Annotated in this window: 14 protein-coding genes; 11 read left to right on the top strand and 3 right to left on the bottom strand. The window is 65.5% G+C overall.

Annotated elements, in window-relative coordinates; all coding sequences use genetic code 11:
- The 7 genes from ligA (at position 1) to B7Y64_RS08800 (ending at position 8026) form a co-directional block, all read left to right on the top strand.
- Positions 1–2160 (top strand): NAD-dependent DNA ligase LigA, encoded by a 2160-nt coding sequence (ligA, locus tag B7Y64_RS08830; protein ID WP_291324581.1) that lies wholly within the window; start codon positions 1–3, stop codon positions 2158–2160.
- Complete coding sequence (locus B7Y64_RS08825; protein WP_291324580.1) at positions 2160–3092, top strand: patatin-like phospholipase family protein; 933 nt, start codon at positions 2160–2162, stop codon at positions 3090–3092. Before ligA ends, B7Y64_RS08825 begins: the two co-directional genes overlap by 1 nt.
- Before the next feature lie 66 nt (positions 3093–3158).
- Positions 3159–5513 carry a transglycosylase domain-containing protein gene (locus B7Y64_RS08820; RefSeq protein WP_291328690.1) on the top strand — a complete coding sequence of 785 codons (2355 nt, stop codon included), beginning with the start codon at positions 3159–3161 and terminating at the stop codon, positions 5511–5513.
- A gap of 345 nt (positions 5514–5858) precedes the next feature.
- Positions 5859–6413: a sigma-70 family RNA polymerase sigma factor gene (locus B7Y64_RS08815; RefSeq protein WP_291325371.1), complete on the top strand. Its 555-nt coding sequence runs from the start codon at positions 5859–5861 to the stop codon at positions 6411–6413.
- Positions 6414–6427: 14 nt separating this feature from the next.
- Positions 6428–6925, top strand: a complete 498-nt coding sequence (locus B7Y64_RS08810) for a zf-HC2 domain-containing protein (protein ID WP_291325372.1) — start codon at positions 6428–6430, stop codon at positions 6923–6925.
- Positions 6922–7395: a Spy/CpxP family protein refolding chaperone gene (locus tag B7Y64_RS08805; RefSeq protein ID WP_291328688.1), complete on the top strand. Its 474-nt coding sequence runs from the start codon at positions 6922–6924 to the stop codon at positions 7393–7395. The genes B7Y64_RS08810 and B7Y64_RS08805 overlap by 4 nt, the downstream gene beginning before the upstream one ends.
- 148 nt (positions 7396–7543) lie before the next feature.
- Entirely contained in the window at positions 7544–8026 is a 483-nt protein-coding gene (locus tag B7Y64_RS08800; RefSeq protein WP_291325374.1) for a hypothetical protein, read from the top strand.
- Positions 8027–8085: 59 nt separating this feature from the next.
- On the opposite strand, the gene B7Y64_RS08795 is transcribed toward B7Y64_RS08800, so the two are convergent.
- Together B7Y64_RS08795 and B7Y64_RS08790 are read right to left on the bottom strand one after the other, a co-directional pair.
- On the bottom strand, positions 8086–8637 hold the full coding sequence (locus B7Y64_RS08795; RefSeq protein WP_024815172.1) for an NUDIX hydrolase: 552 nt from the start codon (positions 8635–8637) through the stop codon (positions 8086–8088).
- 113 nt (positions 8638–8750) lie between these two features.
- Positions 8751–9446: a fumarylacetoacetate hydrolase family protein gene (locus tag B7Y64_RS08790; RefSeq protein ID WP_114654599.1), complete on the bottom strand. Its 696-nt coding sequence runs from the start codon at positions 9444–9446 to the stop codon at positions 8751–8753.
- 242 nt (positions 9447–9688) lie between these two features.
- Between B7Y64_RS08790 and B7Y64_RS08785 the strand changes: the two genes are divergently transcribed.
- From B7Y64_RS08785 to pgeF, 3 genes are read left to right on the top strand one after another with little or no spacing between them, the layout of a single operon-like run.
- Positions 9689–10180, top strand: coding sequence for a MarR family winged helix-turn-helix transcriptional regulator (locus B7Y64_RS08785; protein WP_291325376.1), 492 nt, complete (start codon positions 9689–9691; stop codon positions 10178–10180).
- Positions 10177–10845, top strand: coding sequence for a maleylacetoacetate isomerase (gene maiA, locus B7Y64_RS08780; protein WP_291328686.1), 669 nt, complete (start codon positions 10177–10179; stop codon positions 10843–10845). The genes B7Y64_RS08785 and maiA overlap by 4 nt, the downstream gene beginning before the upstream one ends.
- A 29-nt stretch (positions 10846–10874) precedes the next feature.
- Positions 10875–11729, top strand: a complete 855-nt coding sequence (pgeF, locus tag B7Y64_RS08775; protein ID WP_291328684.1) for a peptidoglycan editing factor PgeF — start codon at positions 10875–10877, stop codon at positions 11727–11729.
- On the opposite strand, the gene B7Y64_RS08770 is transcribed toward pgeF, so the two are convergent.
- A complete protein-coding gene (locus tag B7Y64_RS08770; protein WP_111867408.1) occupies positions 11649–12032 on the bottom strand; it encodes a hypothetical protein in 384 nt (127 codons plus the stop codon). The two genes, pgeF and B7Y64_RS08770, sit on opposite strands and share 81 nt — an antisense overlap.
- A gap of 111 nt (positions 12033–12143) precedes the next feature.
- Between B7Y64_RS08770 and phaC the strand changes: the two genes are divergently transcribed.
- The gene (phaC, locus tag B7Y64_RS08765; protein WP_111867382.1) at positions 12144–13844 is read left to right on the top strand and encodes a class I poly(R)-hydroxyalkanoic acid synthase; all 1701 of its coding nucleotides are present in this window, start codon (positions 12144–12146) and stop codon (positions 13842–13844) included.
- The last annotated feature ends 38 nt before the right edge of the window (positions 13845–13882 follow it).

Raw genomic sequence — 13882 nt, 5'->3', positions numbered from 1 at the left:
ATGACCGAGAATTTTGACCTGTTTTCGGCCGCAGCGCCCGCAGATATTGCTCAACCAGCTATCAAAATCAAAGCACTGCGCGACCAGCTCAACCACTGGGCACACCAGTATTACGTGCAGGACGCGCCCACCGTGCCCGATGCTGAGTACGACCGCGCCTACCGCGAGCTGCAGGCCCTGGAGGCCGCGCACCCCGGGCTCATCACCCCCGACTCGCCCACGCAGCGCGTGATTGGTGCGGTGATGGACGGCCTGGCGCCCGTGCGCCATGCGGTGCCCATGCTCAGCATCCACACCGAAACCGACACCGAGGCCACCGGCGCGCAGGCATTTGACGCCCGCGTGCGCCGCGAGCTGGGTCTGTCGGATGCCGACCCCGCCATCGAATACGTGGCCGAGCCCAAGTTTGATGGCCTGGCCATGAGCCTGCGCTTTGAAAACGGGCGCTTGGTGCAGGCCGCCACGCGCGGCGATGGCGAGGTGGGTGAGGACGTGACGCACAACGTCCGAACCATCCGGCAAATCCCTTTGACCTTGCCAGAAGGCGTACCCTCGTTGCTCGAAGTGCGCGGCGAGGTCTACATGCGCCGCGCCGACTTCGACGCGCTCAACGAGCGCCAGCGCGAACAGGGCGGCAAGACCTTTGTGAACCCGCGCAACGCCGCTGCGGGGGCCGTGCGCCAACTCGACTCGGGCATTACCGCCCAGCGCCCCCTGAGCTTTTTCGCCTACGGCCTGGGCGCCATCACGCCGCCTGCCGAGGGCGGGCCGGTGTTTCGCACCCATTACGAGATGCTGCAGACGCTGAAATCTTGGGGTTTTCCGGTCGCAGCCCAGGTGCAGATTGCGGTGGGTGCTTCTGAATTGGTAGCGTTTCACCAGCAGGTGGGTGCCAGCCGCGATGCGCTGCCCTACGACATTGATGGTGTGGTCTACAAGGTCAATTCGCTGCAGCTGCAGCGCGATCTGGGCTTCAAGACCCGCGAGCCGCGCTGGGCCGTGGCGCACAAATACCCTGCGCAAGAGATGGCCACGCGCATCGAGGGCATCGACGTGCAGGTGGGCCGCACCGGCAAGCTCACGCCGGTGGCGCGGCTGGCGCCGGTGTTTGTGGGCGGCGTCACCGTCACCAACGCCACGCTGCACAACCTGTTCGAGATCCGCAAGAAGGGCGTGCGCGTGGGCGACCAGGTGATCGTGCGCCGCGCGGGCGACGTGATTCCGGAGGTGGTGGGCGTGATGCCCCCCGAGGGGGCTGGACTCGCCTTGGGGCGGCCCGGCGGAATTGCCGTGCCCGGCCACCGCACCGTTTACGTGCCCAACTTCCAAATGCCCAAAACCTGCCCCGTATGCGGCAGTGATGTGGTGCGCGAGAAGGGCGAAGCCAACCACCGCTGCACCGGCGGCCTGTTCTGCCCGGCCCAGCGCAAGGAGGCCATCCTGCACTTTGCCGCGCGCCGTGCCATGGACATCGAGGGCTTGGGCGACAAGCTGGTGGACCAGCTCGTGGATGCCAACGTGATCCACACGCTGCCCGACCTGTATCGGCTGGGCCTCACATCCCTCATCGCGCTGGATCGCATGGCCGAAAAGTCGGCGCAAAACGTGCTGGCCGCGCTCGAAAAATCCAAGCAGACCACCTTGCCGCGTTTTCTGTTCGGCCTGGGGCTGCGCCATGTGGGCGAGGCCACGGCCAAAGACCTGGCAAGGCACTTTGGCACGCTGGACGCCATCATGGATGCGAGCGTCGAGCAGCTGCTGCAGGTGCCCGATGTGGGCCCCGTGGTGGCGCAAAGCCTGCACACGTTCTTTCAGCAACCGCACAACCGCGAGGTGGTGGAGCAGCTGCGCGCCTGCGGCGTGACCTGGCCCGAAGGCGTCCCGGCCGAGCGCGCCCCCCAGGTGCTGGCGGGCAAGACCGTGGTGCTCACCGGCACCTTGCCCACCCTGAGCCGCGACGCTGCCAAAGATATGCTTGAAGCCGCTGGTGCCAAGGTGGCCGGCTCGGTCAGCAAAAAAACCAGCTATGTGGTGGCTGGCGAAGACGCGGGCAGCAAGCTGGCCAGAGCGCAGGAACTGGGCGTGCCCGTGCTGGACGAGGCGGGCATGCTGGCCCTGCTGCAGCACGCGGGCGGAACCCCCGCCGCAGAAGGGGCCTGATGGCGTTGTCGCGGCGCGCACCCCGGCTGGGGCTGGCACTGGGCAGCGGCTCGGCGCGTGGCTGGGCGCATATCGGCGTGCTGCAGGTGCTCGACGAGGAGGGCGTGCGCCCCGACATCGTTTGCGGCTCATCGATTGGCGCGCTGGTGGGGGCCGCCTACGCGGCGGGCGAGCTGGCGCGTTTTGCCGACTGGGTGCAGGGCCTGGGCATGCGCGATGTATTCGGCTTCATGGACTTCAACCTCACGGGCGGCATGCTCAAGGGCGAAAAACTGATTGCCTTCTGGCGCCGCAATTTCGCGGACTTTGATATCGAATCGTCGCCCATGCTTTTTGGGGCTGTGGCCACCGATCTGCATTCGGGCGCGGAAGTGTGGCTGCGCCACGGCTCCATCGCCGATGCGGTGCGCGCCTCTATTGCGCTGCCCGGCCTGTTCACGCCTGTGGTGCATGACGACGGGCGGCTGCTGGTGGATGGTGGCATCGTCAACCCCGTGCCCACGTCGCTTGCGCGCGCCATGGGGGCGGACATCGTGATTGGTGTAGACCTGAACTCCGACATCCTGCACCGCCACATGCAGCCGCTGGCCGTGGTGCAGACGCCTGCGCCCGATTCCGACGCGGCGCCCGAGCCCGAGCCACCCAAGAGCAGCGGCTGGATGCAGCGCCTCACACCCTGGCGCGCCGACGAGCCCGCAGCGGCTGATGTGCAGCGGGTGCCGTCAATGCTGGACGTGGTGATGACCAGCGTTGCCATCATGCAGATGCGCATCACCCGCAGCCGCATGGCCGGCGATCCGCCCGAGGTGGTGGTGGCGCCGTCACTGGCCAATTTGGGCCTGCTCGACTTTCATCGCGCCAGCGAGGCCATCGACGAGGGCCGCCGCGCCGCCAAGGCCAGCATGCCGCAACTGCGGCGCTTCATGGGTTAATGCTCCTATATTAATAGCGTGTACCGCTTGATACATAAGCGCTAGCGGCGCTTTTATACTGTTCTCATGTCGCTTTTTGAATCCCTTTCAGTGCGCTGGGTTGCGCTGCGCTCCGCGCTGGCCCGCCTGGTGCGCCGGCCCGAACGGCTGGTGTCGCTGCACAGCCTGGTGTGGCTGCTCGCCGCCTTGCCGCTGGCACTGCTGCTGTATGCGGTGGCGCTGGTTCCCTTCACCCCGGGCATTGGCGATATCCGCAAGGCCAAGACCGAGCAGCCCGCGCAGCTCATGTCGGCCGATGGCAAGCTGCTGGCCGAATACCGCTGGGCCAACCGCGAGTGGGTGGCGCTCGACCAGATTTCACCGAACGTGGTGAACGCGCTCATCGCCACCGAAGACCACCGTTTCTATGACCACTGGGGCCTGGACTGGCGGCGCACGGCGTCGTCGGTGGTGCTGACGCTGCGGGGCGACCCTCAGGGCGGCTCGACCATCACGCAGCAGCTGGCGCGCAATCTTTTCCCCGAGGAAATCGGACGCTCGCGCACCGTCACGCGCAAGCTCAAGGAGGCGATCACGGCGCTGAAGATCGAGGCGACCTACTCCAAGGACGAGATCCTTGAAACCTATCTCAACACCGTGCCGTTTCTCTACAACGCGTTTGGTATCGAGATGGCCGCGCGCACGTATTTCGACAAGTCGGCCGACCAGCTCAACGTGCTGGAAAGCGCCACGCTGATCGGCATGCTCAAGGGCACGGCCTACTACAACCCGGTGCTCAATCCCGAGCGCGCACTGGCGCGGCGCAACACCGTGCTGTCGCAAATGCTCAAGCGCGGCAAGCTGGAGCAAAAGCAGTTCGATGCCCTGAAAAAGCGCCCGCTGCGCGTCAACTTCGAGCGACAGACCGAGGTGATGGGCCCGGCGCCGCACTTTGCGATGCAGTTGCGCAAGCAGCTCATCGGCTGGGCGGACGCCAATGGCTACAACCTGTATGCCGACGGGCTGGTGATTCGCTCCACCATTGATTCGCGCCTGCAAAACTATGCCAACCAGGCCGTGGCCCGCCAGGGGCGCCAGTTGCAGGACGTGGCCGACAAGGCGTGGGCCCGCCGCGATGGCTGGGGCCCCGGCAACGAGCTGGTGCTGGCGCTGGTGCGCGAAAGCGCCGAATACCGCGCCGCGCAGGAAAAAGGCACACCGCCCGATGAGGCGCTGCACACCCTGCTGGCCGATGACAGCTTCATGCTCAAGCTGCGCCGAGAAAAAACGCGCGTGCAGGCGGGTTTTCTGGCGCAGGACCCGGTTACCGGCCATGTGCTGGCGTGGGTGGGCAGCCGTGACTTCGGCATTGACCCGTACGACCATGTGGCGGCCGCGCGCCGCCAGCCAGGCTCCACGTTCAAGCCCTTTGTGTACGGGGCCGCTTTTGCCCAGGGGGCATCACCCAACGATGCGCTGATGGACTCGGCCGTTGAAATCCCGCTGGGGGGTGGCCGTGTATGGCGGCCCACCGACGGCCGCGCGCCCAGCGAGGAACCCATGACACTGGCCGATGGCCTTGCTTACTCCAAAAACACCATCACCGCCCAGGTGATGCAGCAGGTGGGCCCCGCCCGCGTGGCCGAGGTGGCGCGCGCGCTGGGCGTGCGGCAGTCCCCGCTCGAAGAAGTGCCCTCGCTGGCGCTGGGCACGAGCCCCGTCACCTTGAAGGAAATGATTGCGGCCTATTGCAGCATCGTGAACCTGGGCCGCTACGTCGAGCCTGTGCTCATCACCCGCATCGAAGACAAAAACGGCAAGGTGCTGGAGACATTTGCCCAGTCCACGCCCGAGCCCGTGTTTGACGCCCGCGCCGCCCAGACCCTGCGCAACACCATGCGCGGCGGGGTAGACCGGGGCACGGCCACGGCGATCCGTTCGCGCTATGGCATCCAGGCCGATGTGGCGGGCAAGACCGGCACCACCCAGGACAACACCGACGGCTGGTTCATCCTGATGAACGCCCGCGTGGTGGCGGGCGCCTGGGCGGGCTTCAACGACGGCCGCATCACGCTGCGCAGCGACTACTGGGGGCAGGGCGCACGCAGCGCACTGCCGATGGTGGGCGAGTTCATGCAGCAGGGGCTGCGCGCCAGGGTGATCAATGGCAACGAGAGGTTTGTGGATGAGTTTGCGCCGGTAGAGCTGCCACCGCCGCCAGATGCACCGCTGGACAGCGTGCGTGACTGGATTCGCGGGCTGTTCGGCGGCGGTGAGTCACGGTCTGCGCCGCCAGCGCCACCAGCGCTCCCGCCGGGCACCTTGCCCCCGGTGACCACCGACGATGCGCCATCCGTTCAGTTCACGCCGATGGTTCCGCCGCCCCCACCACTCGTTCCGTTAACGCCAGCCACGCCTGCGCAGGACTGGGTGGGAGGGTGAGCTGTTGAGCGGTATGCCAACGCTGCGGGTGCATTGAATGTCGATGCAACGCAGACCAAACCGGCCGCCGTTGTGGTCGCTGAAATTGGCTAGCAGCTTTTATTGCATCACGTATCCGCATCCCGCAACACTTGCGACCTTGCCCCCGCACCTCGCTTGTGGTGAAAGGCAGGCTGTCGTGGTTTCGCAGCCCGGGCTAACCAGGCCGTGCGGAGCCCCCGGCACACAGCGGCCTTCTGATGTCCATCTACATGCCAGGATGCGGACGCGCCTGGCACCAGAGCCCGGAGTCACAAAATTACATGGAACATTCCGGTCACCCGCGCGTTGAAGCCCTGGTTCACCATGGAAATCTGCAGCCACCTCGATGACGAAGAATGCGCCGCGCACGCACAGCGGGGTGATCGCGCAGCGTTTTCGGAGCTGGTGGCCCGTTTTCAGAATCGCATCTACCGCTTTTTAGTGCGGCTCACGCGGTCGCCCGACGATGCGCTGGAGTTGACGCAGGAGACGTTTTTGCACGCCTACCAGGCACTGGCGCGCTGGACACCCGACGCCCGGTTCAGCACCTGGCTGTTTCGCATTGCCCGCAACCTGGCGTTTGACTGGCTGCGGCGCGGCAAGCGCGTGGCCTTTGTGCCGTGGGACGAAGACCAAGCCGCCAGCCACCCCGACCCCGCACCGGCGCCCGATGCCGTGCTGGAGACGGCGCAGCGCTTCCAGGGCCTGGAGAAAGCCCTGGCGCGTCTGCCGCCAGAGCACCGCGAGATCCTGCTGCTGCGGGAGATCGAAGAAATGTCTTATGAAGACATTGCCGCCGTGCTTCAACTGAACATCGGCACCGTCAAGTCGCGCATCGCACGGGCGCGCGCCGGGTTGCTGGAAAAAATGCCGCGCTGAATGGAGACCTTGCCATGACCTGCCCCCGCCACGACGATCTGTCCGCCTATGCGGACGACATGGTGCAACCTGCCGAGCGCGTCCGCATGCGCCAGCACCTTGCGGGCTGCCCGGCGTGCCAGCACCGGCTTGATGCCATCACCACCCTGGGCCAGAGCTTGCGAGCCTTGCCGTCGCCCCCGCTCGGCGTGGACCTGGCCGGGCAGTGGAACGAACCACTTTCCGAGCCACCGGCTGGGCCTTTGCGCACCCCGCCGCAGGGGCGGCGACCCGCGCGCCCGGATGCGGGCCGCTCGGGCAGGGCAGTCTGGTCGAACTGGCTCGGCTGGATGCCTGCGGGGTTGGCGAGCGGGCTGGCCCTGGCCTCGGGTGTCTGGCTGGGCGGCCTGCTGCTGGGGGGCGGTGCCGCCACGGTGCCAAGTGCCGCCTTGGTGCGGGTGTTCGACCCCGTGCCTCCCGGTGGCCTGTGTGCTGCCGCCGAAATTTGCCGTATCCAGAGAGGAATGCCATGAACCGTCGCAGCGTACCCGCATGGGTTTTGGCCGCATCGCTGGCCCTGAATGCAGGCATCGTGGTGGCCGTGGCCCTGCAGCAGTGGCAGCCACCACCCAAGGCGCAGGCCATGCAGCCAAGTCCCGTGAACCTGCCGGATTACCTGGAGCTGAGCGCCGAACAACGCCAGCGCTGGCAACAGCTTGAGCCCGATTTTCTGCGCGACGTGACCGCGAATTGGGCCGAGATCCGCCGCCACCGCGAGGCGCTGGTGCGGCACATCTTTGCCAATGAGCCGCAGCGCGCCGCCATCGACGCCGAGCAGGCCCGCATTGCCGCCTTGCAGGATGCACAGCAGCAGCGTGTGATTGCGCAACTGCTCGCAGAGCGTGCCTTGCTGGATGACGGGCAGCGTGCGCGGCTGATGGCGCTGCTGCTCAGCCGCTATGCCCAGGAATCGTCCGAAGAGGAGTTGCTGCACCGCGATTGATTGCCGCGCAAACGCGCCCAGCCGGGGCCGCCAGACGGTGGCTGACAAAAGATGCAAAACAGATGGAACATTTGTCTGCGCCAGTCGTTTGAAACAACAAGGCTTGGCAATTGCCGGCCCCTTGTGTTCAACCCACTGGAGTCATTCGATGAAATCCCCCCTGTACCTTCTGCTTGCCGCTGCCCTGACCCTGCCTGTTGCCGCGCTGGCCGCCGGCCCGTCTGCCCATGACCATGGCACGGGTGAGCCCCAGAAAGTCGAGCTCAACGCGGGCAAGAAATGGCAGACTGATGCCCCGCTGCGCCAGGGCATGAGCGCCATGCACAAGGCCGTCAACCGCACGCTGCCGCTGGCCCACGCGGGCAAGGCCCAGGCCGCCGACTACGACGCCTTGGGTGCAGAAGTCTCCAGGCAGGTCGCGTACATCGTGGAAAACTGCAAGCTTGATCCGAAGGCCGATGCCCAGTTGCACATCGTGATCGGCGAGATCCTGGGCGGCGTGGATGCCGCACAAGGCAAGGAAGGCGACAAGGCGCGCGCTGCCGGGGTGGTGAAGATTGCCCAGGCGCTCAACACCTACGGCCGCCATTTCGATCACTCCGGCTGGCAATCCATCCAGATGCCCCATTGATCGACCATCGAATGAGCGCCTGAGCGCCTCGTTGCCCTGGCGGGGTCCGGGGCAAGCGGCTATTCCACGTCGATGCAGTGCAGCCCGAAGCTGCCACGGCGCCGGTCGGCAAAGTAGGCCTCCAGGGTTTCTTTGACGGTGCGAAACGCCAGCTCGTCCCATGGCACCTCGGCTTCGGTGAACAGCCGCGCCTCGATGGTTTCATAGCCGGGGTTGAACTGGTCGCTGAGCAGCCGGGCGCGGTAAAACAGGTGCACCTGGCCTACGCGGCGCACGTTCAGCAGGCTGAACAGCGGGCCCATCTCGATCTGGGCGCCGGCTTCCTCGTCGGTTTCGCGGGCTGCGCCCTGGGCCGTGGTTTCATCGAGCTCCATGAACCCGGCGGGCAGCGTCCACTTGCCCCAGCGCGGCTCGATGTTGCGCTTGCACAGCAGCACCCGGCCGTCGGTGAACTCGGGCACGGTGCCCACCACGTTCAGCGGGTTTTCGTAGTGAACGGTGTGGCAGGCGGGGCACACGGCGCGCTGCTTGGTGTCGCCGTCGTCGGGCAGGCGGTAGGCCACTGCCGTGCCGCAGTCGCGGCAGTGTTTGATCGGGCTGCGAAAGGTCATGCCAAAAATATAAGTCAAATAGGCCGCTAGCGCTTATGGGTAAAGCGCAGGCAGCTATTAAAAGTGAAGTGAAGTGAAGTGAGTTGAAGTGAATGCAGGCGCTGCCTGGGCGGCTACACCACGCTCAGGCGCAGCGGGGTGAGGCCGTCCACGCCGCCTTCCAGTGTGTCGCCGCGCACCACGGCGCCCACGCCTTCGGGGGTGCCGGTGTAGATCAGGTCGCCGGGGGCCAGCTCCCAGGCGGCCGACAGGTGCTCGATGGTTTCGGCAATGTTCCAGATGAGCTGGGCCACGGTGCTGCGCTGGCGGTCGGCGCCATTGACCTGCAGCCAGATGGCGGCCTTGGCGATGTCACCCGCCTGATCGATGGGAGTGATGGGGCCAATGGGGGCGCTGGCGTCAAAGCCCTTGCCAATGCACCAGGGGCGGCCCTGTTTCTTCATGTCGTTTTGCAGGTCGCGGCGCGTCATGTCCAGACCCACGGCATAGCCGTAGATGTGCTGCAGCGCATCGGCCGCCTTGATGTTTTTGCCGCCCTTGCCAATGGCCACCACCAGTTCAATCTCGTGGTGCAGGTTGGCCGTGAGGCTGGGGTAGGGCAGCAGGCCGGTTTCGCCGGCATTGACCACCACGATGGCGTCGGCCGGTTTCATGAAAAAGAACGGTGGCTCGCGGCCGGTGAAGCCCATTTCCTTGGCGTGCTCTTCGTAGTTGCGGCCCACGCAGTAGATGCGGTGCACCGGGAAGCGGTCGCCAGAGCCCACAACGGGCACGCTGGTCACGGGCGCGGGAGAAAAAACATAGCTCATGTCAGTCTTTCTGCTACAGGATGGGTTCTGCTGATTTGCAATTCATGCGATCACGGTGTTGCTTGGCCTTGCCGTGCCAAGGCACGGTCTGCGACCTGGTGCCCTGTTCTCACTTTCGTTGCAACACCTTATCAATGGTGCGGGGGCGTTCGCGCGGTGGGCTGTGGCGCTGCCCGGCCTCGCTCTGGTGCAGTGTGCCACGGGGCCGTTGTGTCTGCTGGGGGGAGGCTACACTCGCGCCCATGGCACAGAGCTTCGATTTCTATCAGGCGCCAGGCCACCTTGTCCGGCGCGCACACCAGCGCGCCGTGGCACTTTTCATGGAAGAAACGGCCGGTTTTGACGTGACGCCGGTGCAGTTCGCCATCCTCAATGAATTGATCGACCGGCCCGGCGAAGACCAGGTCACCCTGGCGGCCCGGGTGGCATTTGATGCCGCCACATCGGGATCGGTGATTGGCCGCCTGGAGGCGCGCGGCTGGGTCCGGCGTGTGCCCGACATGCGTGACCGGCGGCGCAAGCTGTTGTGGGTCACCCCCGCGGGCGAGGCCGCTGCACTGCAGATGCGCGGCGCGGCCCAGCGGGTCCAGGAGCGCCTCATGGCGCCGTTGTCTGACGCTGAAGCGGTGCAGCTCAAGGCCTTGCTGGCCAAGCTGGTGTTCAGCCCGGCAGCAGCTGCCGATGCCCATCTGTCCCGCCAGACCTCTATTGCGCCCCCGCTCTCCAGCCCATGAAGCTTTTCAACTACTTTCGCTCGTCGGCGTCGTTTCGCGTGCGCATCGCGCTGCAGCTCAAGGGGCTTGGCTACGACTACATCCCGGTGCACCTGGTGCGCGGCGAGCACCATGACCCGGCCTACACGGGCCGGGTAGGCGATGCGCTGGTCCCCACCTTGCTGACCGACGACGGCGTGGCGCTGTCGCAGTCCATGGCCATCATCGAATACCTCGATGAAACCCATCCCGCGCCGCCCTTGCTGCCCGCCGAGCCGCTGGCCCGGGCCCGGGTGCGGGCTTTGGCCCAGATGGTGGCGTGCGAAATGCACCCACCCAACAACCTGCGGGTGCTGAACTATCTGGTGCAAACGCTGAAGGTGGACGAAGTCGGCAAGAACGCCTGGTACAGCCACTGGGCCCGCAGCGGGCTGGAGGCCTTCGAGCGCCAGTTGGTGCTGCTGGCGCAGCAGCGCGCAGCGCAGGGCCTGGCACCGTCCGTGTCTTGCTGGGGCGCTGCCCCCACGCTGGCCGACTGCTGCCTGGTGCCGCATGTGTTCAATTGCCAGCGTTTCAACGTCCCTTTGCAAGGCCTGCCGCTGACCATGGCCGCCTTTGCTGCCTGCATGGCGCTGCCCGCATTTCAGCAGGCGCAGCCCTCGGCCTGCCCCGACTACCAGCCATGAACAAGGCATGACCAAGCCATGACCAAGCCATGACCCAGCCCCCCCGCATTCCCCACGACTGGCTGAAGCCGCAATGGCCGGCGCCTGCCGGTGTGCGCGCCCTGTGCACCACGCGGGCGGGCGGTGTCAGCACCGGCCCCTGTGCCAGCCTGAACCTGGGCAGCCATGTGGGCGATGACCCGTCGGCAGTGCAGGCCAATCGGCAGCGGCTGCAGGCGGTGGTGCAGGGCGCCACCCCGGGCGCCCGGGCCGTGTTTCTGAACCAGGTGCACGGCACGGCGGTGGCCACCATCAACCCCGCCACACCCGACGGCACCGAGGCCGATGCCTGCGTGGCCACGCAGCCGGGCGCGGTCTGCACCATCATGGTGGCCGATTGCCTGCCCGTGCTGCTGGCCCATGGCTCGGGCGCGGTGGTGGGCGCGGCCCACGCGGGCTGGCGCGGGCTGGCCGGAAAAGGCGGGGTGGGTGTTCTGGAGGCGGTTTTTGAGCGTTTTAAGGCTCTAGCCCTTTCTGATAAAGCGCTAGCAGCTATCAAAAATGAAGCAAACGGAATGCTGGCAGCGCACACGATGGCATGGCTGGGGCCCTGCATTGGCCCCACCGCGTTTGAGGTGGGCGCAGAGGTGCGCGAGGCTTTTTGCAGCCATCACCCGGCCGCCTTGGCGTGCTTTGTGCCACTGGGCCAAGGCAAGTTTCTGGCCGATCTGGCGGGGCTGGCGCGGCTGCGGCTGCGCGCGCTGGGCGTTACGCAGATCTATGGCAACGACAGCACGGCACCCTGGTGCACCGTGGGCAATGCCTCACGGTTCTTTTCGTACCGGCGCGACCAGCTGGCTCTCGGCGGCAGCGGCCGCATGGCCGCCTGCATCTGGCGCGACTGAATCGGCTGTCTCTGCACCTGGCGTTGTCCCCGCAACCGGTGGCTGGGGCGTTTGCCCGTGCGATTGGCTGTGCGTTTGCGCCGCCAGCTTCTCGTCATAAGCGGCCTGCTCGGCCTGATCGCGTGCCCGCAGGGCCCGCTTGCGCGACGGCGTGCCCAGGATATACGCCACGATGCCCATCGGCAGCAGCCCATACAGCACAAACGTGAAGAAAGCGCCCAGCACGCTGCCGGTGCTGCTGGTGGCTTCGGCCACCGCCATCATGAGGGTGACATACAGCCAGGTGATGATTACAAGGTACATGAGCAAAGGAGCAAAAGAGCGAAAGACGCTGGTGAACATTGCGTTGCGGCAGCAGGTGGGCAACAATGGTGCCGAGATCCCGTGCGATCGACCAACCATTGAGGAAGCAGCATGAATTCTGAAGCACTCTGGGCTCAAGGCGCCCAGCAATTCCAGCAGATTTTCGGGGATAGCTGGACAAAGGCATTGCAGTCCTTCCAGTCTGCCGACGTGGCGGGCGGCATGCCAGGGGCCGCGCCCCTGCAGTTTTCGTCGACCAAGCTGCAGGCGCTGCAACAGCAATATCTTCACGATGCCAAGGAATTGTGGGCCCAGGGCCTGCAGGCCGCCCCCGAAATCAAAGACCGCCGTTTCACGGGCGAAGGCTGGGCTGCCAACCCGGTGGCCACTTTCTCTGCCGCCGCCTACCTGCTCAACGCCCGCACCCTGATGGGCCTGGCCGACGCGGTGGAGGCCGACGCAAAGACCCGTGCCCGCATCCGCTTTGGCGTAGAGCAATGGATGGCCGCCATGGCGCCCAGCAATTTTTTGGCCTTCAATGCCGAGGCACAGAAGAAAGCCATTGAGACCAAAGGCGAGAGCATTGCCAAAGGCATGCAGAACTTGTTGCACGACATCACCCAGGGCCATGTGTCGATGACCGATGAAAGCCTGTTCGAGGTGGGCCGCAACGTGGCCACCACCGAGGGCGCCGTGGTGTTTGAAAACGAGCTGTTCCAGCTGCTCGAATACAAGCCGCTCACCACCAAGGTGTTCGAGCGCCCGTTTTTGCTGGTGCCGCCGTGCATCAACAAGTTCTACATCCTCGATCTGCAGCCCGAAAACTCGCTGATCCGCTATGCCGTGGAACAGGGCCACCGCACCTTTGTGGTGAGCTGGCGCAATCCCGACGATTCCCTGGCCCACAAAACCTGGGACGACTACGTGGAAGACGGCGTGATGGCCGCCATCGACGTGGTGCAAAACATCACCGGCGCCGAACAGATCAATGCCCTGGGCTTTTGCGTGGGCGGAACCATCCTGAGCAATGCACTGGCCGTGCTGGCAGCGCGCGGCGATGAGCCCGTGGCCAGTGCCACCTTTTTGACCACGCTGATCGACTTCACCGACACCGGCATCCTGGATGTGTTCATCGACGAAGGGATGGTGAAGTACCGCGAGATGCAGCTGGGCAAAGGCGGCCTCATGAAAGGGCAGGACCTGGCCTCGACCTTCAGCTTCTTGCGCCCCAATGATCTGGTGTGGAACTACGTGGTGGGCAACTACCTCAAGGGCGAAACGCCGCCACCCTTTGACCTGCTTTACTGGAACAGCGACAGCACCAACCTGCCGGGCCCGTTCTACGCCTGGTACCTGCGCAACTTCTACCTCGAAAACAACCTGGTCAAGCCCGGCAAGCTCACCGTGTGCGGCGAGAAGATGGATCTTTCCAATCTTACGCTGCCGGTTTATGTCTACGGCTCGCGCGAAGACCACATCGTGCCCATCAACGCCGCCTACGCGTCCACCCAGGTGCTACCCGGCAAAAAACGCTTTGTGATGGGCGCCTCGGGCCATATCGCCGGGGTCATCAACCCGCCCGCCAAAGGCAAGCGCAGCCACTGGATTCGCGCCGACGGCAAGCTGCCCGCCACCCTCGACCAATGGCTGGAAGGCGCCACCGAGCACCCTGGCAGCTGGTGGACCGACTGGTCCGGCTGGCTCAAGGGCCATGCCGGTAAGCAGATTGCAGCGCCCAAGGGCTACGGCAAAGGTGCACGGTTCAAGGCCATCGAGCCGGCGCCCGGCCGCTATGTCAAGGAAAAGGCATGATTTCAAAGCGCTAAAAATGGCTGCGAGAATCTGAAAGC

The sequence above is a fragment of the Acidovorax sp. 35-64-16 genome (assembly GCF_002281195.1).
In the GTDB taxonomy this organism is placed as follows: domain Bacteria; phylum Pseudomonadota; class Gammaproteobacteria; order Burkholderiales; family Burkholderiaceae_C; genus Acidovorax; species Acidovorax defluvii.
The sequence above is the reverse complement of the archived record's forward strand: the minus strand, read 5'-3'. Positions and strand labels throughout refer to the sequence as shown.